The sequence below is a fragment of the Kribbella sp. NPDC051718 genome, assembly GCF_040681515.1.
Taxonomy (GTDB): Bacteria; Actinomycetota; Actinomycetes; order Propionibacteriales; family Kribbellaceae; genus Kribbella.
This window is the reverse complement of sequence record NZ_JBFAYZ010000004.1, coordinates 443,894-468,015: the sequence shown is the minus strand read 5'-3', so window position 1 is coordinate 468,015 and position 24,122 is coordinate 443,894. Positions and strand designations below refer to the sequence as shown.

At 67.7% G+C, this 24,122-nt stretch carries 23 protein-coding genes; 18 read left to right on the top strand and 5 right to left on the bottom strand.

Features of this window, described 5'->3' with window-relative positions; translation table 11 throughout:
• Positions 1-84: 84 nt before the first annotated feature.
• Entirely contained in the window at positions 85-462 is a 378-nt protein-coding gene (locus AB0M15_RS17780; RefSeq protein ID WP_363819513.1) for a YciI family protein, read from the top strand.
• Between the two features lie 55 nt (positions 463-517).
• On the opposite strand, the gene AB0M15_RS17775 is transcribed toward AB0M15_RS17780, so the two are convergent.
• Entirely contained in the window at positions 518-1,507 is a 990-nt protein-coding gene (locus tag AB0M15_RS17775) for a BadF/BadG/BcrA/BcrD ATPase family protein (protein ID WP_363819511.1), read from the bottom strand.
• A gap of 257 nt (positions 1,508-1,764) precedes the next feature.
• Between AB0M15_RS17775 and AB0M15_RS17770 the strand changes: the two genes are divergently transcribed.
• From AB0M15_RS17770 to AB0M15_RS17735, 8 genes are all read left to right on the top strand, one after another.
• Positions 1,765-2,565: an SIS domain-containing protein gene (locus AB0M15_RS17770; protein WP_363819508.1), complete on the top strand. Its 801-nt coding sequence runs from the start codon at positions 1,765-1,767 to the stop codon at positions 2,563-2,565.
• A gap of 23 nt (positions 2,566-2,588) precedes the next feature.
• Positions 2,589-4,007, top strand: coding sequence for an N-acetylglucosamine/diacetylchitobiose ABC transporter substrate-binding protein (gene ngcE / locus AB0M15_RS17765; protein WP_363819505.1), 1,419 nt, complete (start codon positions 2,589-2,591; stop codon positions 4,005-4,007).
• Positions 4,008-4,009: 2 nt separating this feature from the next.
• A complete protein-coding gene (locus AB0M15_RS17760) occupies positions 4,010-5,002 on the top strand; it encodes a sugar ABC transporter permease (protein WP_363819503.1) in 993 nt (330 codons plus the stop codon).
• Complete coding sequence (locus tag AB0M15_RS17755) at positions 4,999-5,889, top strand: carbohydrate ABC transporter permease (protein WP_363819500.1); 891 nt, start codon at positions 4,999-5,001, stop codon at positions 5,887-5,889. Before AB0M15_RS17760 ends, AB0M15_RS17755 begins: the two co-directional genes overlap by 4 nt.
• 47 nt (positions 5,890-5,936) lie before the next feature.
• Entirely contained in the window at positions 5,937-6,464 is a 528-nt protein-coding gene (locus tag AB0M15_RS17750; protein ID WP_363819497.1) for an ABC transporter substrate-binding protein, read from the top strand.
• A gap of 403 nt (positions 6,465-6,867) precedes the next feature.
• Entirely contained in the window at positions 6,868-7,932 is a 1,065-nt protein-coding gene (trpS, locus tag AB0M15_RS17745; RefSeq protein ID WP_363819495.1) for a tryptophan--tRNA ligase, read from the top strand.
• A 22-nt stretch (positions 7,933-7,954) separates the two neighbouring features.
• A complete protein-coding gene (locus tag AB0M15_RS17740; protein ID WP_363819492.1) occupies positions 7,955-8,452 on the top strand; it encodes a 2'-5' RNA ligase family protein in 498 nt (165 codons plus the stop codon).
• 28 nt (positions 8,453-8,480) lie between these two features.
• Complete coding sequence (locus AB0M15_RS17735; protein WP_363819490.1) at positions 8,481-9,545, top strand: YihY/virulence factor BrkB family protein; 1,065 nt, start codon at positions 8,481-8,483, stop codon at positions 9,543-9,545.
• On the opposite strand, the gene AB0M15_RS17730 is transcribed toward AB0M15_RS17735, so the two are convergent.
• Together AB0M15_RS17730 and AB0M15_RS17725 are read right to left on the bottom strand one after the other, a co-directional pair.
• Complete coding sequence (locus AB0M15_RS17730; protein WP_363819488.1) at positions 9,542-10,726, bottom strand: D-alanyl-D-alanine carboxypeptidase; 1,185 nt, start codon at positions 10,724-10,726, stop codon at positions 9,542-9,544. The two genes, AB0M15_RS17735 and AB0M15_RS17730, sit on opposite strands and share 4 nt — an antisense overlap.
• A 33-nt stretch (positions 10,727-10,759) precedes the next feature.
• Positions 10,760-11,701: a zinc metalloprotease gene (locus tag AB0M15_RS17725; RefSeq protein WP_363819486.1), complete on the bottom strand. Its 942-nt coding sequence runs from the start codon at positions 11,699-11,701 to the stop codon at positions 10,760-10,762.
• 190 nt (positions 11,702-11,891) lie between these two features.
• Here AB0M15_RS17725 and AB0M15_RS17720 point away from each other — a divergent pair, with 190 nt between their 5' ends.
• The 8 genes from AB0M15_RS17720 (at position 11,892) to AB0M15_RS17685 (ending at position 21,813) form a co-directional block, all read left to right on the top strand.
• Positions 11,892-13,256, top strand: coding sequence for a glutamine synthetase family protein (locus AB0M15_RS17720; protein ID WP_363819483.1), 1,365 nt, complete (start codon positions 11,892-11,894; stop codon positions 13,254-13,256).
• Positions 13,237-13,962: a gamma-glutamyl-gamma-aminobutyrate hydrolase family protein gene (locus AB0M15_RS17715; RefSeq protein WP_363819480.1), complete on the top strand. Its 726-nt coding sequence runs from the start codon at positions 13,237-13,239 to the stop codon at positions 13,960-13,962. Before AB0M15_RS17720 ends, AB0M15_RS17715 begins: the two co-directional genes overlap by 20 nt.
• Positions 13,959-15,320, top strand: a complete 1,362-nt coding sequence (locus tag AB0M15_RS17710; protein ID WP_363819478.1) for an aldehyde dehydrogenase family protein — start codon at positions 13,959-13,961, stop codon at positions 15,318-15,320. Before AB0M15_RS17715 ends, AB0M15_RS17710 begins: the two co-directional genes overlap by 4 nt.
• Positions 15,321-16,097, top strand: coding sequence for a 3-oxoacyl-ACP reductase (locus tag AB0M15_RS17705; RefSeq protein WP_363819475.1), 777 nt, complete (start codon positions 15,321-15,323; stop codon positions 16,095-16,097).
• Positions 16,098-16,133: 36 nt separating this feature from the next.
• Entirely contained in the window at positions 16,134-16,850 is a 717-nt protein-coding gene (locus tag AB0M15_RS17700) for an FCD domain-containing protein (RefSeq protein ID WP_363819472.1), read from the top strand.
• A 93-nt stretch (positions 16,851-16,943) separates the two neighbouring features.
• Positions 16,944-18,458: an amino acid permease gene (locus AB0M15_RS17695; RefSeq protein ID WP_363819469.1), complete on the top strand. Its 1,515-nt coding sequence runs from the start codon at positions 16,944-16,946 to the stop codon at positions 18,456-18,458.
• Positions 18,459-18,827: 369 nt separating this feature from the next.
• A complete protein-coding gene (locus AB0M15_RS17690) occupies positions 18,828-21,587 on the top strand; it encodes an AAA family ATPase (protein WP_363819466.1) in 2,760 nt (919 codons plus the stop codon).
• A gap of 4 nt (positions 21,588-21,591) precedes the next feature.
• Positions 21,592-21,813 carry a hypothetical protein gene (locus tag AB0M15_RS17685; RefSeq protein WP_363819463.1) on the top strand — a complete coding sequence of 74 codons (222 nt, stop codon included), beginning with the start codon at positions 21,592-21,594 and terminating at the stop codon, positions 21,811-21,813.
• Here the strand turns inward: AB0M15_RS17685 and AB0M15_RS17680 are convergent.
• Entirely contained in the window at positions 21,785-22,576 is a 792-nt protein-coding gene (locus tag AB0M15_RS17680) for an AraC family transcriptional regulator (protein WP_363819460.1), read from the bottom strand. The two genes, AB0M15_RS17685 and AB0M15_RS17680, sit on opposite strands and share 29 nt — an antisense overlap.
• A gap of 24 nt (positions 22,577-22,600) precedes the next feature.
• Between AB0M15_RS17680 and AB0M15_RS17675 the strand changes: the two genes are divergently transcribed.
• On the top strand, positions 22,601-23,431 hold the full coding sequence (locus AB0M15_RS17675; RefSeq protein ID WP_363819457.1) for a M55 family metallopeptidase: 831 nt from the start codon (positions 22,601-22,603) through the stop codon (positions 23,429-23,431).
• Here AB0M15_RS17675 and AB0M15_RS17670 read toward each other — a convergent pair.
• A complete protein-coding gene (locus tag AB0M15_RS17670) occupies positions 23,387-24,103 on the bottom strand; it encodes an alpha/beta hydrolase (protein WP_363819454.1) in 717 nt (238 codons plus the stop codon). The two genes, AB0M15_RS17675 and AB0M15_RS17670, sit on opposite strands and share 45 nt — an antisense overlap.
• Between the last annotated feature and the right edge of the window lie 19 nt (positions 24,104-24,122).

The following is a 24,122-nucleotide window of genomic DNA, read 5'->3' as shown; positions in this document are numbered from 1 at the left end:
TCACCTTAGGGGCGAAATGTCGAGAAGGTGGATGGGCCTCCGACCTGTGCTGCGAGGATCCACTCGACCGAAGGGAACACAGTCATGAAGTACATGCTGCTCATCCACAGCAACCCGGTGACCTGGGGACATCCGTCCTTCCTGCACACCGAGGAGGGCAAGAAGCTGCCCAAGGCCGCCCGCGAGGCGCTGGCCGCTCAGCTCGACCAGTTGCTCGACGAGTTGCACGAGCGCGGCGAGCTGATCACGGCCTCACCACTGGCCGCGCCGCGGGAGACCAAGGTGGTCCGGGTCCGCGAAGGCGTCCGCGCCACCACCGACGGCCCGTACTCCGAGGCGAAGGAGCAACTCGCCGGCGTCTTCATCATCGACGTCGCCACGCCCGAACGCGCCGAGGACGTTGCGGCCCGGATCCCTGAGGCACAGCAGTACGCGATCGAGCTCCGCCCGATCTCCATGTAATGCAGTACGGCCCGGTGACGGAGAGCCACCGGGCCGTAGTACTGGGTGTTCTGTACTAACTGACGAGTCGGGCGTGGTTGTCCTGGGTCGCCAGGGCCGGGTCGAGGACGCCGAGCGCCAGCCAGGTCGCGCCGCCGACGCCGTCGTGCGCGGTCAGTACCTCGCCGTCGAAGTGGTCGTGAATGCTTTGCCGTAGCAGCCGCCCGACCGGAGACGTTTCACCCGCGACACTGCCGGCCAGCACCAGCGGGCCGTTGTCCGACGTTGTCCACAGCCGGCTGACCGTTTCTATGAGCAGTTCGGCTGCGCGTTTCACCAAGGCGTGGGCGGTCTTGTCGTTCTGCTCGTACGCCGCCACGACCGGCCGGGCCAGCTCGGCCAGCAACACCGGTGGACGGGCGTTCACCGTGCGAATCAGGTCGTCACGGAGCAGATCGTAGCCCTCACGCTCCGCGCTGGTGGTCGGATCGCGGTCCGGCAGCACGGCCTCGACGACCGCCTCGCCGAGCACGCCGAGCGGCTCGCCCAGATCGATCGCGCGCAGCACACTGCGCATTGCCTCCCGGCCGAGCCAGAAGCCCGAGCCGTCGTCGCCGAGCAGCCAGCCATGACCGCCGGCGGTCCGGACCAGTTCGTGGTCGCGGACCAGGCCGGTGTTGCTGCCGGTGCCCGCGATCAGCACGGTGCCGTCCGGCTCCGGCGTACCGGAGGCGAAGGCGACCTCGAGATCGCCGATGAACCGCGGGATCACCGTCAGCCCGGCGCCGGCCCAGGCCGCGTCGAACTGCGCCTTCACGTCCGGCCGGCCGAGCGCCGAGCCGCCGGCGGTACCGATCACGGCGGCCTTGACGGTGGCCGGGTCGACGCCCTCCAGGGCGGCGTGAACGGCCTGGCCGAAGTTGGCCGCGGCGGTCGCCGGGTGGCTGGTCGGATTTCCGCCGGCCGCGGCCCCACGGCCGATTACGTTGCCCTCATGGTCCGCGATCACGATCCGGGTGGAGGTGCCGCCGAGGTCGCCGCCCAGGACCAGTGTGGATGCTGGCATCAAGACCACTGATTCCTTTGGTTGCGCGAGTGGGCGTTCGACCGACATAAGCAATGCTCCAAACTGCTCGAAAGAGTCTAGTCGTGAACAACAACAGACAAGGTCACGCAACGGTCCCGATCTGGGAGGAAGAGTGAGATGAGCCTTGACTTTAGCTGCCAGGTGAGAAAAGTTCTGTCCAGCAAACCGCAAACTTGCGCACTTGTCGGCATCAGGTGTGTCGCGGCGATCAATTTAGTCGAGGGGTGGAGCCGCTGATGGCCAGCACGGCAGACGGCAGCAGGCATGCCGCCAACGGTATTGAGGGTGGTTTGAGCGCGCAGGCCTTTGTTCACGCGCTCACTCCGATCATGGCCGCCGTGACCACGCAGATCGACGGCCCGATCCAGCAGGCGGCCGATCTGTTCACCACCTCGCTGCGCGCGAACGGCGTCATCCAGGCCTTCGGCTCGGGTCACTCCGAAGCGCTCGCGATGGAGATCGCCGGCCGCGCCGGCGGCCTGATCGCGACCAACCGGATCGCCCTGCGCGATCTGGTCCTGCTCGGTGGCGAACCGCCGGAGCTGCTCCGCAGCGCCGAGCTGGAGCGCGACCCGCAGTACTCCCGGAAGCTCTACGAACTGTCCGCGGCCCGGCCGGGTGACGTGTTCGTGATCGCTTCCAACTCCGGCGTGAACGGCTCGATCGTCGAGCTCGCCTCGGTGGTGAAGGAGCAGGGCCACCCCCTGATCGCGATCACCTCGCTGCAGCACACCAGTGGGGTCGACTCGCGGCACCCGTCGGGCAAGAAGTTGATCGACTTCGCCGACGTGGTGCTCGACAACCACGCCCCGTACGGCGACTCCGTACTCGATCTGCCCGATGGAGGCAAGGTTTGCGCCGTGTCTTCCATCACCGCGGCCCTGATTGCGCAGATGCTGGTCGCGGAGGTTCTGCGCCGGCTGACCGAGGCCGGCGAGAAGCCTCCGGTCTACCTGTCCGCGAACATCCCGGGCGGCGACGACCACAACCACGCCCTTGAAGCACAGTACGCCGGCCGGATCCGTCGTACTGCTTGAAACACTCTCGGAAGGCGGGACCAATGACCACTCCCAACAACCTGTCGCGGCGGCTGTTCCTGCAGCGCGCGGCGGTCGGCACCCTGCTGGCCACCGGCGGCAGCACGCTCCTGGCAGCCTGCGCCGGTAGCGGCAGCGACGACAGCGGTTCAAGCGGTGGCGGCGCGGACAAAACCGCGGACAACCCGTTCGGTATGGCCGACAAGGCCACTGTCGACGCGGTCATCTTCAACGGCGGTTACGGCTTCGACTACGTGACGTTCGCGGCCGACATCGCGCAGAAGAAGTTCGCCGGCTCGACCTTCAAGGTCGCGCCGTCCACCCAGATCGCCCAGCAGTTGCAGCCGCGCTTCGTCGGTGGCAACCCGCCGGACCTGATCGACAACTCCGGCGCCAACCAGATCGGCTTCAACACGATCCTGGACCAGCTGGCGACGCTGGACGACGTCTTCGAGGCCAACAACTACGAGGGCACGAAGATCGCCGACACGCTGTACCCCGGCGCGAAGATCCCCGGCACCTTCGACGGCAAGTTCGTCGCGATGAACTACGTGCTCACCCTGTACGGCCTGTGGTACTCCGAGGCGCTGTTCAAGGAGAACGGCTGGGAGCCGCCGAAGACCTACGACGCGCTGCTCGACCTCGGCGCCAAGGCGAAGGCCAAGGGCAAGTACCTGTTCGTCTGGGGCAAGGAAGCCGCCACCTACTACCACACGATGGCCGTCGACGGCGCCATCAAGGAGGGTGGCGACGAGGTCCGGCTGGCGCTGGAGAACCTGAAGGAGAACTGCTGGTCGATGCCACAGTTCCAGGGCATCTTCAAGGCCATGGAGACGATGGTCAAGAACGGATACTTCGTGCCCGGTGGCGCCGGTACCCAGTTCACCGCCGCGCAGGCGAAGTGGAGCAACGACCAGCAGGCCATCCTCTACCCCTCGGGCTCGTGGATCGAGAACGAGATGAAGAAGGCCACCAAGTCCGGGTTCCAGATGAAGGGCATCCCGGAGCCGACGCTGACCGACAGCCCGAAGCTGCCCTACGAGTCGCTGCGCAGCGCGGCCGGCGAGCCGTTCATCATCCCGGCCAAGGGCAAGAACGTTGCCGGCGGCAAGGAGCTGCTGCGGGCCATGCTGTCCAAGGAGGCGGCGACCAACTTCGCCAAGACCCGGCTCGCGCCGACCATCGTCAAGGGCCTGGTGCCCGCTGACGGCTTCGGTTCGACCGCCCTGCAGTCGCAGACCGCGATGCTGGATGCCGCCGGTACCAACATCTTCGACTACCAGGTCTTCGGTCTGTACGGCATGAACACCGACCAGCTCGTGGTCTGGAACTCGTTCCTGTCGGGTCAGACCGACGCGGCGGGCCTGACCAAGGGTCTGCAGCAGATCACCGACAAGGTGAGGAACGACAGTTCCGTCAAGAAGATCCCGGTCACGAAGTGACCGTGACGCCAAATGTTGTGCCGGACGGCGGGCCTCAGCGGCCCGCCGTCCGGCGGCGCCGTCGGCCGCTGACCTTCGACCGGGTCAGCTTCATGGTCGTGTTCCTCGGCCTGCCGCTGGCGGTCTTCGTCGTTTTCGTGGTGTCGCCGTTCGTGCAGGCGCTGTGGTACTCGCTGACCGACTGGTCGGGCTTCAGCTCGAAGATGAACTTCGTCGGCTTCGACAACTACGTCAAGCTGTTCCACGACGACATCTTCCTGAAGGCCGTCCGCAACAACGTCGAGCTGGCGATCGTGGTGCCGATCGTGACGATCGTGCTGGCGCTGACCCTGGCCACCCTGGTGACCATCGGCGGCTCGGGCACCGGGACCGTCCGCGGACTGAAGAACTCCGGCTTCTACCGGATCGTCTCCTTCTTCCCGTACGTGATCCCGGCGATCGTGATCGGCCTGATCTGGGCCCAGGTGTTCACCCCGACCTCGGGCATCCTGGACGCGGTGCTGAACAAGATCGGGCTGAGTGGGTTCGAGAACTACGCCTGGCTCGGTGACGCCCGGACCGCGATGCCGGCCTCGATGTTCGTGATGATCTGGGGCTTCGTCGGCTTCTACATGGTGCTGTTCATCGCCGCCATCCGGGGGATCGACCCCGAGGTGTTCGAGGCAGCCCGGCTCGACGGCGCCGGCCGGTTCCGGACCGCAGTCTTCCTGACGCTGCCGCTGATCCGCGACAACGTGCAGACGGCCTACATCTATCTCGGCATCGGCGCCCTCGACGCCTTCGTCTACATGCAGGCGCTGAACCCCGGCGGTGGTCCGCAGAACTCGACCCTCGTGATGCCCCAGCAACTGTTCACCACGGCCTTCGCCAAGGGGCAGTTCGGTTACTCGACGGCGATGGGCGTGATCCTGGCCGCCGTGACGATGCTGTTCGCGCTCTTGGTCTTCACGGTGAACACCCTGACCGGCGGACGTGAACGGAAGGTACGCCGATGACGACAACCACCGCCGACCGGCCGGTCGCGGCCACGGCCCGTGCGCCGCAGAAGCGGGCCCGGGAGGGCAGGGGCGTTGCCACCACCGCGCACATCGCGCTGATCGTGTGGTCGCTGCTGGTGATCCTGCCGCTGGTGTGGACGTTGCTGTCCTCGTTCAAGACGACGCAGGAGGTGCTCGGCAACCCACTGGCGCTGCCGAGCAAGGTGCGGTTCGGCAACTACGCCACCGCCTGGACGACAGCCGGCATCGGCCGCTACTTCACCAACACGGTGATCGTCGTGGTCTCGGCACTGGTCCTGGTGATGATCCTGGGCGCCATGTGCGCCTACGTGCTGGCCAGGTTCACGTTCCGTGGCAACCGGCTGATCTACTACTCGATGCTGGCCGGCCTGACGTTCCCGGTCTTCCTGGCGATCGTGCCGCTGTTCTTCGTGCTGAAGAACCTGTCGCTGCTGAACACCCTGCCAGGGTTGATCATCACCTACGTCGCGTTCGCGCTGCCGTTCACCGTCTTCTTCCTGCACAGCTTCTTCAAGGCGCTGCCGGGTGAGATCTACGAGGCGGCCCAGATCGACGGCGCCGGAGAGTGGCGCACCTTCTTCTCGGTGATGTTGCCGATGGCCCGCCCCGGCATGGCATCGGTCGCGATCTTCAACTTCCTGGGCCTCTGGAACCAGTTCCTGCTCCCAGTAGCCCTCAACACCGACTCGAAGAACTACGTCCTCTCCCAGGGCATGGCCTCCTTCGCCTCCCAAGCCGGCTACGCAGTCGACTTCGGCGCCCTGTTCGCAGCCGTAGTGATCACAGTCGCCCCGGTGCTGGTCGTCTACATCATCTTCCAGCGCCAACTCCAGGTCTCCGTCACCGCCGGAGGCGTGAAGTAGGCAATAAGTTAGGTTAGGGGAACCTCATAAGACTGTGAGGTTCCCCGATGCGCTCCATCCTCCGGCCGCTCGCGCTGCTGGTCGCACTTCCCTTGTTCGCACTCACCGCCTGCGGTGGGGGTGACGACAAGGGAGCGACCGACCAGCCGCAAGCGGCCGGTGGTGTGTTTCCGGTGTCTATCAAGAACAAGTTCGGGACTGCCGAGATCAAGGCGGCGCCGAAGCGGGTTGTTGTGGTGGGGCTGGTGGAGCAGGATGCGCTGCTTGCGTTGGGGGTGACGCCGGTGGCTACGTCCGAGTGGTTCGGGGACAAGCCGGGGGCGTTGTTCCCGTGGGCCAAGGCGAAGCTCGGTGACGGGGCCGCGCCGCAGGTGCTGAGTGACAAAGACGGGATCCAGTTCGAGAAGGTCGCGGCGCTCCAGCCGGATCTGATCATCGGCCTGTACTCCGGGATCACCGCCGACGACTACAAGAAGCTCACCGCCGTCGCCCCGACCGTGGCTCAGCTGTCCGGCGCGCCCGACTACGGCGTCGGCTGGCAGGACATCACCAGGACCCTCGCTCGCGGCTCCTGACCGACCTCGGCTTCAGCCTTCCGGCCGACCTCGACAAACTTCTCGGCGGCAAGTTCGGCGCCAACATCAGTACCGAGAAAGCCGCCCTGCTGGACCAGCAGGCGATCGTCTGGTTCCCGGAGAAGGGCGGCACCGCCAAACTGCTCGCAGACCCGGTCTGCAAGGCCCTCGACGTCGCCAAACAGGGCCGAGGGGTCTACATCGAAGAGGACTACGGCAACGACCTCTACGGCGCCACCAGCTTCGTCTCGATCCTGAGCCTCCCCACCGTCCTCGGCCAACTGGTCCCCAAGCTCGCCAAGGCCGTCGACGGCAACCCGGCGACCACATAATTTCGAGGTTATGACGAAGTGAAACCCGCCCGGGTGTGGGAGAGAGCCTGGGCGCTGGCAGAATCGGGATCATGTCAGCAGCCGTCCCTGGGGACACCCCTGTGCAGGCCGCCGGATCCGAGCGACGCCCGCGCGTGCTCTCCGGTATCCAGCCGACCGCGGATTCCTTCCACTTCGGCAACTACCTGGGCGCGGTCCGCCAGTGGGTGGCGCTGCAGGAGGACCACGACGCGTTCTACTGCGTCGTCGACCTGCACGCGATCACGGTCGAGTACGACCCGAAGATCCTGCGCGAGCGCACCCGCCGCTCGGCGGCCCAGCTGCTGGCCGCCGGCATCGACCCGGAGCGGTCGACCCTGTTCGTCCAGTCGCACGTGCCCGAGCACGCCCAGCTGGGCTGGGTGCTCGGCTGCATCACCGGTTTCGGCGAGGCCAGCCGGATGACGCAGTTCAAGGACAAGTCCGCCAAGGGCGGCGCGGACCGGGCCACCGTCGGGCTGTTCACCTACCCGATCCTGCAGGCCGCGGACATCCTGATCTACCAGGCCGACCGGGTTCCGGTCGGCGAGGACCAGCGCCAGCACCTGGAGCTGACCCGCGACCTGGCGCAGCGCTTCAACCACCGGTTCGGCAAGACCTTCCGGCTGCCCGAGCCGTACATCGTCAAGGAGACCGCGAAGATCTCCGACCTGCAGGAGCCGGCCGCGAAGATGAGCAAGTCGGCGTCCTCGCCGGCCGGCATCATCGAGCTGCTCGACGACCCCAAGGTGAGCGCGAAGAAGATCCGGTCCGCCGTCACCGACTCCGGCCGCGACGTCGTCTTCGACCCGGAGAACAAGGCCGGTGTGGCGAACCTGCTGACCATCTACTCCGCGCTCAGCGGCAAGAAGATCAGCGAGCTCGAGGACGAGTACGCCGGCCGCGGCTACGGCGACTTCAAGAAGGACCTGGCCGAGCAGGTGGTCGAGTTCGTCACCCCGTTCCGGGAGAAGACGCTGGCCTACCTGGACGACAAGCCTCAGCTGGACGCGATCCTGGCCGCCGGGGCGGAGCGCGCCCGCGCGGTCACCGAGCCGACCCTGCAGCGCGTCTACGACCGGCTCGGCTTCGTCCCCGGCCCCGCGTTGGGCCGGTAGGCCCGCGATGGCGACAATCGGCGTGGCAATTCCGATCGCCGAGCCCTATGGCACCGAGCTGCAGAAGTACCGGGCCGAGTTCGGCGACCCGATGGCGGCCTCGATCCCGACCCACGTCACGTTGATGCCGCCGACCGAGGTGGCCGACGAGGACCTGGCCGTGGTCGACGAGCACCTGCTGGCGGTGGCGGCGCGGTTCCCAAGCTTCCGGATCCGGCTGCGCGGTACGGCGACCTTCCGGCCGATCTCGCCGGTGGTGTTCGTCCCGCTGGCCGAGGGGATCTCGTCCTGCGAGGTACTGCAGTCGCAGGTGCGTTCCGGCCCGCTGGAGGTCGAGCTGCGGTTCCCGTACCACCCGCACGTCACGGTCGCCCACGATCTGGACAAGGACGCGCTGGACCGGGCGTACGACGCGCTCTCGGAGTACGACGTGGCCTTCGACGTCGCGGCCTTCAGCCGATACGAGCACGGCGCCGACGGCGTGTGGCGGCCGCAGCGGTCGTTCCCGCTGGCAGGGTAGGACTTCTTACCAGGGGTACAGGAGTCGCATGGGGATCAAGCAACGGGCCAAGGCAGTCTGGGCACGGTTCAGCCGGACGCAGTTGTGGCGGGCCTGGAAGCGGTACGGCGATCGGCGCGGCAACCGGTTGGCGGGGGCAACGAGTTTCTTCGGGTTCCTGTCGATGTTCCCGCTGATCGTGCTGGCCGCCGCGGTGACCGGGAAGTTCCTGAGCCAGAGCGCGGTCGGCGACCTCAAGGACGCGATCCGGACGAACCTGCCCGGGATCGGCGACCAGATCGACCTGGACGCGCTGATCCGGAACGCCGGCACCATCGGGCTGATCTCCGGGGCCACGCTGCTGGTCACCGGGCTCGGCTGGATCGACTCGTTGCGCGCCTCGATCCGGTCGATGCACGAGCTGGACGACCAGCCCGGCAACGCGATCACGCTGAAGGGCGAGGACCTGGTGGCGCTGATCGGCCTCGGGCTGATCGGCCTGATCGCCACCGGCGCGTCGTCGGTCCTCACCGGCCTGTCGGAGCGGCTCGTCGGCTGGATGGGCGCCGACGGGACCTGGTTCGCCAGTTGGGGCCTGGAGCTGTTCAGCGACGTGGTCGGGGTCGCGGCCGGTGCGGTGCTGTTCCTGTACCTGGAGACCGCCCTGCCGCGGATCCTGCTGCCGCGCAAGGTCGGGCTGATCGCGGCACTGGCCGGTGGCGTCGTCTTCTTCCTGGCGCAGAAGCTGGGCAGCAGCTACGTCCAGCACGTGATCGGCAACAACGCGGCGTACGGGACGCTGGCTCTGCCGTTGGCGCTGCTGGTGTGGATCTACCTGATGACCCGGGTGATCATGCTGATCGCTGCCTGGACCAAGGAAGCCACCCTGGACGCCCGCCCGCACACCGTCGAGGCCGAAGAGTTGGTCCCCGATGAGATCCCAGCCGCCGACGCCGGCCTCCTGCCAGGCCCGCCGGGCAAGAAGTACAAGGTAGTCCCCATCCCAGCCCGCAAGGCCGACACAGTCGCAGTAGCCGCCGGCGCCGTCCTAGGCGTAACCGCCACAGCCATAGCCGTCCAACTAGCCAGGGCAACCCGCAGCCTCAAGCGCTAGTGGCTCCTGCGACGGGCTTTGGCTGCGGCTTTTGCTCGGGCTCGGAGGGCCTTGGGGCGGCGGAGGAAGAGGGGGAGTAGCAGGATGGGTGGGGCGGCCCAGGCCCAGGTGGGGACCTTGTAGGCGACCGAGTGGACTATGGCGGTCGAGACCCGGGCAGAGCGGATGCGGAGGGGCGGCAGGGCCGAGGCCTTCTTGGAGGTGTTGGGGCCCTCGCCCTGGGTGGTACTGGCCGTCTTCGGCGGCGCGGCGGCGACCGGCTTGACCAGGGTGCCGACCGGGGACAACGCGGAGTACGACTTGAAGGCCCAGTCCAGCAGGTTGCTGGCGTCCTGGGTGATGCCGTGCGGCGCATTCATCATCGTGACGACCAGCGTGTGCCCGTCGCGCCGGGCCGCGCCGACGAACGTGTTGCGCGCCAGGGTCGTGTAGCCGGTCTTCACGCCCAGCGCGCCGTCGTAGTTGAACAGCAGTTTGTTCTGGTTGGCGACCTGGTAGCTGCCGCCGTTCTTCGCCAGCGGGAAGTTCGTGTACTTCGTCGACGCGTACTTCGCGAAGTCCGGCCGACCCAACCCCGCCTGAGCGAAAAGCGCCAAATCATACGCACTCGAATACTGCCCATCCGCGTCCAGCCCGGTCGGATCGGTCACGTGCGTGTCCAGCGCCCCGATCTCGGCGGCCTTCTGGTTCATCCGCTGAATGGTCCCCGGCACGCCACCCTCGTCGTGACAGACCAGCGCGTGGACCGCGTCGTTGCCGGACGCCAGGAACATCCCCTGGAACAGCAGGTCCACGGAGTACCGCAGCCCGGGATAGACCCCGACCTTGCTCCCGATGATGGCCGCGTCCGCGTCGCTGCCGATCACCTGGTCGCTCTTGTTGAGCCGCGGCAGCAGTACCAGCGCGGTGAGCGTCTTGAGCGTGCTGGCCGGCCGCAGCTTGGCGTGCGGCGCCTTGGCCGCCAGTACGTCGCCGGTGTCCACGTCGGCGACCACGTACGCCGACGCCTGCACGGCCGGCGGCGTCGCCCCATCGGCGACAACCGTCGGCTCCGCAGTCAGCTGGTCGCCGCCGACCGGGGTGTTGAGGCCCTGGCCGGCGGCGGTCGCAGCAAGAGGACCGGCCACCGCGAGCGCCGTGGAGGCGACCGCGGTGACGCAGACCGTCAGGAGGACACGCATCGGCGGCACTCTAGACGCCCGATGGGGCAAGAGTCACGCGCGGTATGCGGTCCACGCGTTGGAGATGCGGGTCGACTGGCCCGGGGTGAACTGGTTGTAGCAGGAGTCGTACGAGTAGTCCATGTAGTTGTGGATCGGGTCCAGACCGGGCAGCGAGCAGGAGTCGCGGCCGGTCGGGCAGCCGGAGCTGGAGCTGCTCTGGGCCGGCGTGTCCGAGACCGAGTCGTTCGTGCTCGTGCAGCCGCCCTGGAAGGTGTGGTAAAGCCCGAACCAGTGGCCGGCCTCGTGCGATGCGGTCTTGCCGAGGTTGAAGTTGGTCGACGAGCCACCCGGCAGCGAGCTGTACTGCACCCGGATGCCGTCGATCGACGGGTTGCTCGCGTAGTCCCAGGGGAAGGTCGCGATCCCGAGGTAGGAGAAGTCCAGCAGCCAGATGTTGAGCGCGTTCTTGCCGCCCTTGCGGGTCTGCGCCCGGTACGTCGTGCTCTGGCCGTCCGTGTGCCAGGTGCTGTTGTTGTACCGGTCGGTCCCGGCCAGGTAGAACGTGAATCCGGTGTTGGCGGCCGACGACGACTCGCCGCCGGCGAAGTCCTGGTTCAGCTCGGCGATCTGCTGGTTGATCTGGGTGGCGGTGACGTCACCGGCGCCGCTGCTGCTGCGCATGACGTGGATGTAGACCGGCACACTGGCACCGGCGAGCTTGCCGGCCTTCGGCGCGAGTCCACGCGCCTGCTTGGCGGCGACCAGTTGTGCGGTCTTCGCGTCGATCGCCTTCTGCTCGGCCGCTGACATCTCGCGGGTGTCGGCACCGAAGCCACCACGCGCGGACGGCCCTTCGGCCGGGGTGAAACAGGGGTTGCTCAACTGGTCCGCCGGCAGCTTCGCGGTGGCCTGGCCACCGAGCGGGCTGAAGGCGAGTGCGGTACCGGCCAGCATCACGGCCAGTACGCGGGGGCGGGTGATGAGAGATCGCATAGAAGCGCTCCTCGGATCATTGGCCGCGGGGCGGGCGGCCGGATCAGCCGATTTTGAGCGTCATCCCGCAAACTGAGAAGCCGTTCCCTGTCAGATAGGTGCCACGGCAGTACTGCGCCGATTGACTTCTGTCCGCGACCTTGCGTCAATGGACTGACAGCAGACCAATAGAACCTCTTCGGGAGTGACCGTGAGCTCTAGGACCGGCAGGCTGACCGTGCAGGAACTCCGGGACCAGGTCGGGGCGGGGCGGATCGATACCGTGCTGGTCGCGATCACCGACATGCAGGGGCGGTTGCAGGGGAAGCGGTGTGGCGGGCGGTACTTCGTCGAGGAGGTGCTCGCGCACGGCACCGAGGGCTGCAACTATCTGCTGGCCGTCGACGTCGACATGAACACGGTCGACGGCTACGAGATGTCGTCGTGGGAGCGCGGGTACGGCGACCTGCTGATGGCGCCGGATCTCGACACGCTGCGGGTGCTGCCCTGGCTGGAGAGCACCGCGCTGGTGCTGTGCGACGTCCAATGGCTCGACAAGACCCCGATGCCCGCGTCGCCCCGGCAGATCCTCAAGAAGCAGCTCGACCGGCTCGCTGAGCGCGGGCTGAAGGCATACGTCGGTACCGAGCTGGAGTTCATCGTCTTCAACGACACCTTCGAGCAGGCCTGGACCAAGACCTACAAGGACCTCGACCCGGCCAACCAGTACAACGTCGACTACTCCCTGCTCGGCACCGCCCGGATCGAGCCGCTGCTGCGCGACATCCGCAACTCGATGGAAGGCGCCGGCCTGTACGTCGAATCCGCCAAGGGTGAGTGCAACCTCGGCCAGCACGAGATCGCCTTCCGGTACGACGAGGCGCTGGCGACCTGCGACAACCACTCGATCTACAAGAGCGGCGCCAAGGAGATCGCGGCCAAACACGGCAAGAGCCTGACCTTCATGGCGAAGTTCGACGAGCGCGAGGGCAACTCCTGCCACATCCACCTGAGCTTCCGCAGCGACGACGGTACGGCGGTCCTCGCGGGCGACAACGAGTACGGCTTCTCCGACCTGATGGAGCAGTTCATCGCCGGCCAGCTGGCCTGCCTGGAGGAGTTCACCTACCTGCTCGCGCCGAACATCAACTCGTACAAGCGGTTCGTGGCGGGCAGTTTCGCGCCGACGGCCGTTGCCTGGGGCATCGACAATCGCACCTGCTCGCTGCGGGTGGTCGGCCACGGCGAGTCCCTCCGGGTCGAGAACCGGCTGCCAGGTGGCGATGTGAACCCGTACCTCGCCGTCGCCGCCCTGATCGCGGCCGGTCTGCACGGCATCGAGAACGAGCTCGAGATGGAGCCGATGCTCGAAGGCAACGCCTACACCTCCGACAAGCCGCACGTCCCGACGACGCTGCGCGAGGCGGCCGCGCTCTTCGGCGGCTCGAAGATCGCCCGCGAAGCCTTCGGCGACGAGGTCGTCGACCACTACCTGAACGCGGCCCGGGTCGAGCTGGATGCCTACGACGCGGCGGTGACCGACTGGGAGCGGATCCGTGGCTTCGAACGACTCTGACCGCCCACGCATCGGCATCACCACCTACCTCGAGCCGATCATCTGGGGAGTCTGGCACCGCGACGCCGCCCTGCTGCCGCGCGTCTACCTCGACTCGGTGGTCGCGGCCGGCGGCGTACCCGTGCTGCTCCCACCTGTCGGTACGGACCCGTCGATCCTCGACATGCTCGACGGCCTGATCATCGCGGGCGGCTGCGACGTCGATCCCGCCTCGTACGCCGCTGAGCCACACCCCGAGACCGTCGACACCCGGCCAGGTCGCGACGAGCACGAGGCCATCCTGATCAGGGCGGCACTCGACGCGGACCTGCCGCTGCTCGCGATCTGCCGGGGACTGCAGATGCTCAACGTGACGCTCGGCGGCACCCTGCAGCAGCATCTGCCCGACGCCGTGGCTCATGACGAGCACCGGCCGTCGCCGGCGATCTTCGGCCGTACCGAAGTCAAGATCGAGCCGGACACCAAGGTGGGCAGCGTTTTCGGCGAGCACGCGACCGTGCACTGCTACCACCACCAGGCACTCGATCGGGTCGCCGACGGCCTCCGGGTCACCGCGTGGGCCGGTGACGGCACCGTCGAGGCGGCCGAGGTCGACGGCAAGGACTTCGCCGTCGGTGTCCAGTGGCATCCCGAGGAGAACCCCGAAGATCTGCGGTTGATCGCCGCACTTGTTGCTGAAGGCAAGAAAAGGAGTACGCGCCGGTGACGCACGACGTGATCAACCCCGCGACCGAGAAGGTCGTCCGGAGCATCGAGCTCGCCTCGGTCGAGGACGCCGACGCCGCGATCGCCCGGGCCGCCGAGGCGTTCACGACCTGGCGCACGGTCGCCCCCGCCGATCGAGGCCGGCTGCTGCGCAGGTTCGCCGACGCGATCGATGCGGATCTGGAGAACCTCGCTGCCTTGGAGGTCGAGAACGCGGGGCACACGATCAGCAACGCCCGCTGGGAAGCCGGCAACGTGCGGGACGTCCTCAACTACTACTCGGCCGCACCCGAGCGGCTGTTCGGCAAGCAGATTCCTGTTGCCGGGGGCATCGATATCACGTTTCACGAGCCGCTCGGCGTGGTCGGGATCATCGTGCCGTGGAACTTCCCGATGCCGATCGCGGGCTGGGGCTTCGCGCCCGCGCTGGCGGCGGGCAACACCGTCGTTCTCAAGCCGGCCGAGCTGACTCCCTTGACGGCCATGCGCATCGGTGAGCTGGCGCTGGAGGCAGGGCTGCCGCCGGGTGTGCTGGAGATCGTGCCCGGTGCCGGAACGGTCGTCGGGCAGCGGTTCGTCTCGCATCCAGCCGTTCGGAAGGTCGTCTTCACCGGCTCGACCGGCGTCGGCAAGCAGATCATGGCGGGCTGTGCCGAGCAGGTGAAGCGGGTGACGCTCGAGCTGGGTGGCAAGTCGGCCAACATCGTCTTCGCAGACTCGGATCTGGCCAAGGCGGCCGCGCAGGCGCCGTACGGCGTGTTCGACAACGCCGGGCAGGACTGCTGCGCGCGGTCGCGGATCCTGGTCGAGCGGACGGCGTACGAGCGGTTCATGGAGCTCTTCGAGCCTGCCGTGCAAGGCGTCAAGGTCGGCGATCCCAGCGACCCCGGGACCGAGATGGGCCCGCTCATCTCGGCCCAGCAGCTCCAACGAGTCGCCGGCTACGTCCCCGACGACGCGCAGGTTGCTTTCCGGGGCAGCGCGCCGAGCGGCCCCGGCTACTGGTTCCCGCCGACCGTGCTCTCGCCGGTGAGCCCCAGCGATCGGGTCGCGCGCGAGGAGATCTTCGGGCCGGTCGTCGCGGTGATCCCGTTCGACGACGAGGCCGACGCGATCCGGATCGCCAACGACTCGGAGTACGGGTTGTCCGGATCGATCTGGACCCGGGATGTCGGCCGGGCCCTGCGCGTCGGCCGCGGGGTCGAGGCGGGCAACCTGTCGGTCAACTCGCACTCGTCGGTGCGCTACTCCACGCCCTTCGGCGGCTACAAGCAATCCGGGCTCGGTCGTGAGCTCGGGCCGGACGCGCTGGACGCGTTCACCGAGACCAAGAACATCTTCATCTCCACGGAGGACTGAATGGACGTCAAGGCAAACCGCCTGGAAGGCCGCGTCGCGGTCGTCACCGGGGGCGCCAGCGGGATCGGCCTGGCAGCGGTACGGCGCCTTGCGGCCGAAGGCGCCAAGGTAGTCGTCGCCGACATCGACCCTGCAGCAGGCAAGGCGACCGCGGACGAGGTCGGCGGGCTGTTCGTCCAGGTCGACGTGACCGACGACGCGCAGGTGGAGAACCTGTTCAAGCAGGCCTTCGACACCTACGGCAGCGTCGACATCGCGTTCAACAACGCCGGTATCTCACCGCCCGAGGACGGCTCGATCCTGGAGACCGGCCTGGAGGCGTGGCGCAAGGTGCAGGAGGTCAACCTGACCTCGGTGTACCTGTGCTGCAAACACGTCATCCCCTACATGCAGCGCCAGGGCAAGGGCTCCATCATCAACACCGCCTCGTTCGTCGCGGTGATGGGCGCCGCCACCTCGCAGATCTCGTACTCCGCTTCGAAGGGCGGCGTGCTCGCGATGAGCCGCGAACTGGGCGTCGAGTTCGCCCGCGAGGGCATCCGGGTCAACGCGCTGTGCCCCGGCCCGGTCAACACGCCGCTGCTGAAGGAACTGTTCGCCAAGGACGAGGAGCGGGCCAACCGTCGCCTGGTGCACGTACCGATGGGCCGGTTCGGTGAGCCGGAGGAGATCGCCGCCGCGGTCGCCTTCCTGGCCAGCGACGACTCGTCCTTCATCACCGCCAACACTTTCCTGGTCGACGGAGGCATCTCGGGCGCGTACGTCACTCCCCTCTAACCTGGGGCAACACGAAACGGGGAGTAGGTGGCTGCGGTGGCGACTGCGGACGAGGCGGTGTTCCGGCCGGTACGGGCCGGCAACCCGTTCGAGGAGACGGTCGAACGGTTGCTGCAGGCAATCAAACTCGGCGTGGTCGGCCCCGGGGAGCGGCTGCCCGCCGAGCGCGATCTGGCGGCCCGGCTGAACGTCAGCCGGGAGACCCTGCGCGAGGCGATCAAGGCGCTCACCGACTCCGGCTACGTCGAGTCCCGCCGCGGCCGGTACGGCGGTACCTTCGTCAACGAACGCCTGCCCAAGCCACGTCGCCCCAGCGTCAGGCAGCTCACCCGCGAGCAGGGCGCGGACGTCGACGACGCCCTGGTACTCCGCTCCGCCCTGGAGACCGGAGCAGCCGAAGCTGCTGCCTCCCGCGAGCTGGCCGAGGCGGAGATCGACCATCTCCGCAGCTGCCTGGCGGAGACATCCGCGGCCAAGCTGGCCGACTACCGGCGGATGGATTCGCGTCTGCACCTGGCGATCGCGGAGGTCAGTGGCTCGCCGTCGCTGACCTCCGCGACGGCCGACGTACGGATGCGGCTGAACGAGCTGCTCGACGCGATTCCCTTGCTGACGGTCAATCTGGAGCACTCCAACCACCAGCACGAGGCGATCGTCGCCGCGATCCTGGCCGGTGATCCGGCCGCCGCCCGGCAGGCGATGCAGGAGCATCTGTCCGGTACCGCGGCACTGTTGCGCGGCTTCCTGACTTAATTCAGAACAGCCTCACCTGATTCCTTGACAGCGGGTGTGGCACATGTCTCAATGGTCCGCAAAGGTCTGTATGAAGACCATTGGGAGGCATTCGTGAGCACCGACCTGACCGACGACGAAAAACGCCTGCACCAGCTGGGATACGCCCAGGAGCTGTCCAGAACGATGTCGGGGTTCTCGAACTTCGCCGTCTCGTTCACGATCATCTCGATCCTGTCCGGCTGCCTGACCCTGTACGGCTTCGGGATGAACACCGGCGGCCCGGTGATGATCGTCTGGGGCTGGCCGATCGTCGGCGTGATGACACTGCTGGTCGGGCTCGCGATGGCCGAGGTCTGCTCGAGCTTCCCGACCGCGGGCGGCCTGTACTACTGGTCCGCCAAGCTCGCGCCGTCCAACGGTGCCGCGTGGTCCTGGTTCACCGGCTGGTTCAACTTCCTCGGCCAGGTCGCCGTCACCGCCGGCATCGACTTCGGCGCGGCCTTCTTCCTGAACGCGTTGCTGGACCTGCAGTTCGGCTTCAGCGCGACGCCCGGGCACACCATCCTGCTGTTCGGCTGCATCCTGCTCGTGCACGCGCTGCTGAACTCGGTCGGCGTCAAGCTGGTCGCCCGGCTCAACGACATCAGCGTCTGGTGGCACATCATCGGTGTCGTCTTCATCGTCGCGGTGCTCGCCTTCGTACCCGACCACCACCAGTCGGCCGGCTTCGTCTTCGGCCACTTCGTCAACAACACCGGCTGGAGCTCGACCTTCTACGTCGCGCTGCTGGGCCTGCTGCTCGCGCAGTACACCTTCACCGGGTACGACGCGTCCGCGCACATGACCGAGGAGACGCACGACGCCGCCCGGTCCGGTCCGCGCGGCATCGTGATGTCGATCCTGGTCTCGCTGGCGGCCGGCTGGGTGCTGCTGATCGGCCTGACGTTCGCGATCCAGAGCTACGACGGCGCGCTCGGCAGCGACACCGGCGTACCGCCCGCGCAGATCTTCATCGACGCGGTCGGCGCATCGCTCGGCAAGATCCTGCTGCTCGTGGTGGTCGGCGCCCAGCTGTTCTGCGGGATGTCGTCGATGACGGCCAACTCGCGGATGATCTACGCGTTCTCCCGGGACGGCGCGCTGCCGGCGTCGAAGTTCTGGCACAAGATCAACCCGAAGACCCGGACGCCGACCAACGCGATCTGGCTGGCCGGCGGCGGCGCCTTCCTGCTCGGCCTGCCGTACCTGTGGAACGCGACGGCGTACGCCGCGGTGACCTCGATCGCGGTCATCGGCCTCTACATCGCCTACGTGATGCCGACCTTCCTGCGGCTGCTCAAGGGCGACAAGTTCGAGCCGGGACCGTGGCACCTGGGCCGCTGGAGCCGGCCGATCGGCATCGTCGCGGTGGCCTGGGTCGTCTTCATCACGGTCCTGTTCATGCTGCCGACGGTCAGCCCGGTCGCCAAGGGCAACTTCAACTACACCCCGATCGCCGTCCTGGTCGTCCTCGGCTTCGCTGGCATCTGGTGGCTCGTCTCGGCCCGCAAGTGGTTCACCGGCCCCAAGGTCCAGGGCACCGCCGAAGAACTCGCCGCCATCGAACGAGACCTCGAATCCATCTAGCCCCCGCGAGCCCACATCCGGCGGGCTCGGACATCCACCGGCGACCTTGAACAAGTTATTTCTTGTTCAAGGTCGCCGTTCGGTGTTCAAGCCCACCACCTGCGGGCTTGCCCGCCAGATGTGGGCTTGGACAGGAAACGGCGTGTCGGGGGTGACGGGGGTGTGTCGGGGCACTGCTGTGCCAGAGGGGGTTTTCGGCGAATTTTGAGCGCCACGCCGGGGAATTGCGCACTTTTGTGCGGGTTACTCGTTTAAACAGTCAGGTAACGAGCTGATGGCCGGACGTTCTCCATATGTGACACTCGCCGTGTCCATTGGCACTCGACTGTGATGTCGGCGAATGTAATCCTTCGGGGAGAATGTGGATCGATGACTGACGACGAGCTGGTCGGGCGCGCCGGACTGGTCGAGCGTGCGAAGAAGCAGCTCGAGACCAGTGGCAGCGTGCTGCTCTACGGCCCGACCGGGATCGGCAAGTCCGCCACCGGCCGGGCGCTGGTCGCTGAACGGGCCCGGGCCGGCAGCCGCGTGCTGAGCGCCGCCCCCTCCCAGAGCGAGGCCGGCCTGCCGTATGTCACGCTCCTCGACCTCCTCTCCAACCAGCTCGAGCTCGCCTGGCAGGTGCTGCCGGATCACCTCCGCCAGCCGCTGGAGGTGGCATTGCTCAAGTCGAGTGCCCCCGACACCGTCCGCGACGAGCTGGCCGTGCGCCTCGCAGTACTGCACGTACTGCGTCGCCTGGCGGCCTCTGGCCCGGTCCTGTTGGTTGTCGACGACATCCAATGGGTCGATCCGTCCAGCCTCGAGGTACTGACCTTCTGCGCGCGCCGGCTGACCGAGGGCGTCCACATGCTCGCCACTGAGCAGGTGGCCGACGGTGACCTCCCGGTGATGGCCGAGGCCTGCCCCGAGCCCGTGCTGCAGCTGGAAGTCCCCCCGCTGGCCGAGCCCGACGTACTGGCTCTGCTCCGCAACAGACTCTCCAGCCCACTCCCGGTCCGTACTGCGCGCCGCATCTTCACCGCCAGCGCCGGCAACCCGTTCATGGCGCTGGAGCTGGGCCGGGCCATCCTGCGCCACCCGCAGGGCGTCTCGCCCAACGACCCGCTGCCCGTGTCGAGTCGGCTGAAGACCCTGCTGGGAGACCGGCTCGCCGACCTCACCCCTGCGACGTACGAGCTGCTGCTGCACGCGGCCTCCTCGCCACGCCCGACGACCAGCCAGCTGGCCCAGTCGCTCAACCGCCCGGTCGACGTCGGGTTGGCCGAGGCGGAAGCCCTTGGCCTGATCGATGTCTCGTCCGAGCGGCTGCGGTTCTCCCACCCGCTGCTCAGGGAGTTCGTGTACGCCGAGGCGACCTCTGCCGCTCGCAGGCAAGCACACGCTCAACTGGCTCTGGTGGTGGACGAGCCTGTCGAGAACGCGACTCACCGGGCACTGGCGACGCAGGAGGCCGACACCGGGCTCGCTGCGACCATCGAGGCGGCAGCAGTCGTCGCGGGCGGTCGTGGAGCGCTGGGAGCTGCTGCGACGCTCTGGCGACTCGCTGCCGAGCGCACGCCCGCTGATGAGCAAGACGACCGTGCGATGCGGCTGACCAGTGCGGCAGATGCGGCGGCTGCGGCCGGGCACCTGGTCGAGTCGGCCGAGATGGCGCGGCTCGCAGTACAGGCTGCGACTCGTCCAGAGACCAAGGTGGCGGCACTCCTGCTCCTGGTGGACGCAGCTTGGCCTGAGCGGGAGCAGCGGATCGCACTGCTGGCCGAGGCTTTCGAGGCGGCGGTGGGTGACCCGCAGCTCGAGGCGCGGGTGCGCATCCTGCGCAGCAACAGCGCGTACTTCGATCGGCGGTTCGACGACGCCCAGGATGACGCCGAGGTGGCCGAGAGGCTGGCCCGGGAGTGCGGCGATACAGAGGTACTGATCGAGGCTTTGAGCGCGGCCAGCAACATCCGGATGACGCGTGGCGGCGAGCAGGGTTCGTCCGATGCTCTGCTGGAGCAGGCGGCTGAGCTGGCCCGCGCGCTGCCGCTGTCCATGGCTGTGGTGAACGCCCGGCAGATGGCGGCGATGCGTGAGTTGTTCGGCGGCCGGACCCGGGCGGCGATCGAGCAGATCAGCGCGCTGGTCGACGAAGTACGGGAAGCCGGCGCGGTTCGCTGGCTGGCCTCGACGCTGATCTCCGCGACGGCCATCTACGAGCGCAGCGGTCGCGGTGCGGACGCTCTCGTCGCGGGTCACGAGTGCTACCAGCTGATGCAGGATCTGGGCGACGAGCCCGAGGTGGGGCTGGTCGTCGCTTGCCGAGCCGAGTGGGCGGGCGGGACGGCGACGATGGCGCGCGAGCTGGCCGACGCGGCACTCGAAGGCTGCAAGCTCGTCGGCAACGAGGAGTGGACCGGCCCGGCGCTCACGGGCGTCGGCATCATCGGCGTACTGATGGGTGACCCGCAGCGCGCGGTCGAAGCCTTCGACGCCATCGCGGACTCGGGTGAAGGGGCGATGCCGTACGACCCGGCCATCATTCCGTGGCACGCGGACTACGCCGAGGCGCTCGTCGCCGCCGGTCGACTGGACGACGCGGCGGCCCTGATCGCGGAGATCCGGGAGCGGGCCGAGACGCTCGACCGGTCGGTCGTGATGATCGGGTTGGCACGGTCGGAGGCGCTGCTGATCGCCAAGCAGGGCGACCCGGCGGCGGCGCTGGAGCTGCTGGAGAAGACGATCACGACGGCGGGGGACCACATCTACCCGCTCGACCTGGCTCGCTGCGAGCTGACTCGTGGCAGGGTGGCCCGGCAGGCTCGTCGCCGGTCGGTAGCGCGAACGGCGTTCCTGGACGCGATCGAGCAGTTCGAGGCGTACGGCGCGCCTGCCTGGCGTGAGGTGGCCGAGACTGAGCTGGCGCGTCTCGACGTACCGAGCCGGAGCCGGCAGCCGTCGGAGCTGACCGACAACGAGCTGCAGATCGTCGCGATGGTCCGGGACGGTTCCACCAACCGGGAGATCGCGGCGGCGCTCTACCTCAGCGTCAAGGCGGTCGAGTCCCAACTGACCAGGCTGTACCGCCGCTTCGGCGTCGCCAACCGCACCCAGCTACTGCGCACTGTGGACCGCAACGGACACTAGAGGCGTGAAGCTAGAACGTAAGCACGCCTTGGTCCTGATCGGTATCGCCGTCTGGAACGTCGTCACCTACGTGACGTTCATCAAGAACCTGGCCGGCACGGAAGGCCGGCCGAAGGGGTACTACATCGCACACACCGTGCTGATCGTGGTGAACCTGGTGATCGCGGCCGTCCTCGGCAAGTGGGGCGTGAAGGCCCTCAAGAGCGCGCGAATCGCGACGGACTGACCCCGAGCATCTTGCGGAAGTGCCGGTTCAGGTGCGACTGGTCGTAGAAGCCGGCCAGTACTGCGACCTCCGCGGCCGGCCGGCCCTCGAGTAGATAGCGCCTGGCCAGCTCGACCCGGCGCCCGGTCAGGTAGCGATGCGGTGGCATCCCGTACTCCCGGCTGAACGCGCGGACCAGATGGACCGGGTGTGCGTGCACCAGCTTCGACGCCTCATCCAGGGCGATCCCCTGGGGCAGGTGCCCGTCGAGCACCTCCCGGAGCTTGGTGGCGACGCCGGCATCTCTCCGGTCCGGTGGGTCGAGGACCTGTTTGCGCAGATGCTGTTGGAGGCGCTCCTCGATCAGGGTGAGTCTGCTTTGCGCTTCCAGGGGTTCGCGGCCGTCGGCCAGCACGCCATGGAGCTGGTGGATGCGCTGCCGGAGTACGGGATCGACGTACTCCGGGGTATCGACCGCTGCACCGACCAGGCCGGCTCCGCCGAGGCGATCCGGGTCCAGGTAGAGCACGCGCTTGCGGAAGCCCTCCGGTCGCACTGAGCGGCCGTCGTGCGGGACGTTGGGCGGCAGGAGTGACACCTGCGCCTGCGCCAGGCCGTGCTCGCGGTGGTCCAGGTCGTACCGGACTGCGCCCTCGTCGACGATCAAGACGGTCCAGGCGTCGTGCGTGTGGCTCGGGTACGCGTGCGACGGGAAGTAGGCGTGCAGCACCTCGACCACGCCGTCCATGGCGGGTCGCCAGGCCTTCACCTGCGCGCCACTCATGGGTCAGAACATACTCTCGGATCCATGAAGGTCTACCTGAGTGCGGACATGGAAGGCATCACTGGGCTGGTCGACGCGGAGGATGTGCAGCCCAGTGGGCGCGACTACGAGCGCGGCCGGGTGATGATGACCGCGGACGTCAACGCGGCCGTTCTCGGTGCCTTCGCGGGTGGGGCGTCGACGGTTCTGGTCAACGACGCGCACGGTCCGATGCGCAATCTGCTGCCCGACCAGCTTGATCCCCGGGTCACGCTCATCAAGGGCCGGCCGAAGCCGATGGGGATGATCGAGGGGCTGACCCCGGAGTACGACGCCGTCGTCTGCGTCGGCTTCCATGCCCGGGCCGGCGTTCTCGGGGTGCTCAGCCACAGCTTCATGGGGCACGAGATCGAGGACATCTGGCTCGACGATCGGCCGGTCGGGGAGATCGGGCTGCTGCACGCGACGGCTGCGGCGTACGGCGTACCGGTGGCTTTGCTGACCGGCGATGACAGTGCTTGCGCCGAGATGACCGAGTGGGACTCGTCGGTGGCGACGGTGCCGGTGAAGTTCGCCAAGGATCGCTTCGCTGCTCAGCTGGTGCCGGTCGCGGAGGCTCGCGCTGCTATCTCGGCGGGTGTCGAGGCGGCTCTGCGTACGCCTCGGTCGACCCCGACGGTGAGTCGGAGCGCCCACCGGCTGGCCGTGCGTTGGCAGAACGCGTCGGTGGCCTCGCATCTGCCGGCCATCCCCGGCGTCACTCGCACCGACGATCGCACGGTCCTCGTCGAGGCGCCGATGCCTGATCTCTACCGGCTTTTCAACCTGTTCCTACGCGTCGCCACCGCGATCACCAGCAACCCGCCGTACTGCTGACGCGAGCGCGTCTGGGCTCTCCAGTTGCGGCAGGTGCCCGGTGTTCTTGAGTACTTCGAAAGTCGCGCCCGGGATCGCCTCGGCGAAGGCCCGCCCGTACTCCGTGTCGACGATCCGGTCGCAGTCACCCCAGATGACATGCGTCGGCACCTTGATCCCGGCCAGCCGTCCGCGCAGCGTCGGGTCGGTCATCTCGCTGGCATAGACGGCCAGCGTCGCCCGGTTCCCCGCCAGCACCTCCTGCGCCGCCGGCGGCAGCGCGGCCGGGTCGATCCGGAACTTCTCGGGGTCGAAGTAGCTCAGCTTCGCGATCGTCGGGAAGTCGAGCGCGAAGAAGTCCACCACCGGGTGCCCGTCGACCTCGATCCCGACCGCGTCGACCAGCACAACCGCCTTGAGCCGATCAGCCCGCAGCAACGCCAACTCCGCCGCGATCCACCCGCCGATCGAGTTGCCGACCACAGTCACGTCGTCGAGCTCGAGCTCATCCAGCAAATCGGCGTACAGCTCAGCCAGCCCCGCGATGGTCGTCAGGTCGTCGGGCCGCGCCGTACCCCCGAACCCAGGATGCGTAGGCGCGATCACGTGATGATCAGCAGCCAGCAACTCAGCAAAGCCGGCCACGGTCTGCGGCCCGCCCCCACCATGCAAGAGAAGAATGTTCGAAGTCATATAAGGAACCTTAGATCAA

What these genes read in the sequence shown, in the direction of transcription:
- AB0M15_RS17780 (WP_363819513.1), top strand. Translation starts at nt 85, where the DNA reads ATGAAGTACATGCTGCTCATCCACAGCAACCCGGTGACCTGGGGACAT.
- AB0M15_RS17775 (WP_363819511.1), bottom strand. Translation starts at nt 1,507, where the DNA reads ATGCCAGCATCCACACTGGTCCTGGGCGGCGACCTCGGCGGCACCTCC.
- AB0M15_RS17770 (WP_363819508.1), top strand. Translation starts at nt 1,765, where the DNA reads ATGGCCAGCACGGCAGACGGCAGCAGGCATGCCGCCAACGGTATTGAG.
- ngcE (WP_363819505.1), top strand. Translation starts at nt 2,589, where the DNA reads ATGACCACTCCCAACAACCTGTCGCGGCGGCTGTTCCTGCAGCGCGCG.
- AB0M15_RS17755 (WP_363819500.1), top strand. Translation starts at nt 4,999, where the DNA reads ATGACGACAACCACCGCCGACCGGCCGGTCGCGGCCACGGCCCGTGCG.
- AB0M15_RS17750 (WP_363819497.1), top strand. Translation starts at nt 5,937, where the DNA reads ATGCGCTCCATCCTCCGGCCGCTCGCGCTGCTGGTCGCACTTCCCTTG.
- trpS (WP_363819495.1), top strand. Translation starts at nt 6,868, where the DNA reads ATGTCAGCAGCCGTCCCTGGGGACACCCCTGTGCAGGCCGCCGGATCC.
- AB0M15_RS17735 (WP_363819490.1), top strand. Translation starts at nt 8,481, where the DNA reads ATGGGGATCAAGCAACGGGCCAAGGCAGTCTGGGCACGGTTCAGCCGG.
- AB0M15_RS17730 (WP_363819488.1), bottom strand. Translation starts at nt 10,726, where the DNA reads ATGCGTGTCCTCCTGACGGTCTGCGTCACCGCGGTCGCCTCCACGGCG.
- AB0M15_RS17725 (WP_363819486.1), bottom strand. Translation starts at nt 11,701, where the DNA reads ATGCGATCTCTCATCACCCGCCCCCGCGTACTGGCCGTGATGCTGGCC.
- AB0M15_RS17705 (WP_363819475.1), top strand. Translation starts at nt 15,321, where the DNA reads ATGGACGTCAAGGCAAACCGCCTGGAAGGCCGCGTCGCGGTCGTCACC.
- AB0M15_RS17690 (WP_363819466.1), top strand. Translation starts at nt 18,828, where the DNA reads ATGACTGACGACGAGCTGGTCGGGCGCGCCGGACTGGTCGAGCGTGCG.
- AB0M15_RS17680 (WP_363819460.1), bottom strand. Translation starts at nt 22,576, where the DNA reads ATGAGTGGCGCGCAGGTGAAGGCCTGGCGACCCGCCATGGACGGCGTG.
- AB0M15_RS17675 (WP_363819457.1), top strand. Translation starts at nt 22,601, where the DNA reads ATGAAGGTCTACCTGAGTGCGGACATGGAAGGCATCACTGGGCTGGTC.
- AB0M15_RS17670 (WP_363819454.1), bottom strand. Translation starts at nt 24,103, where the DNA reads ATGACTTCGAACATTCTTCTCTTGCATGGTGGGGGCGGGCCGCAGACC.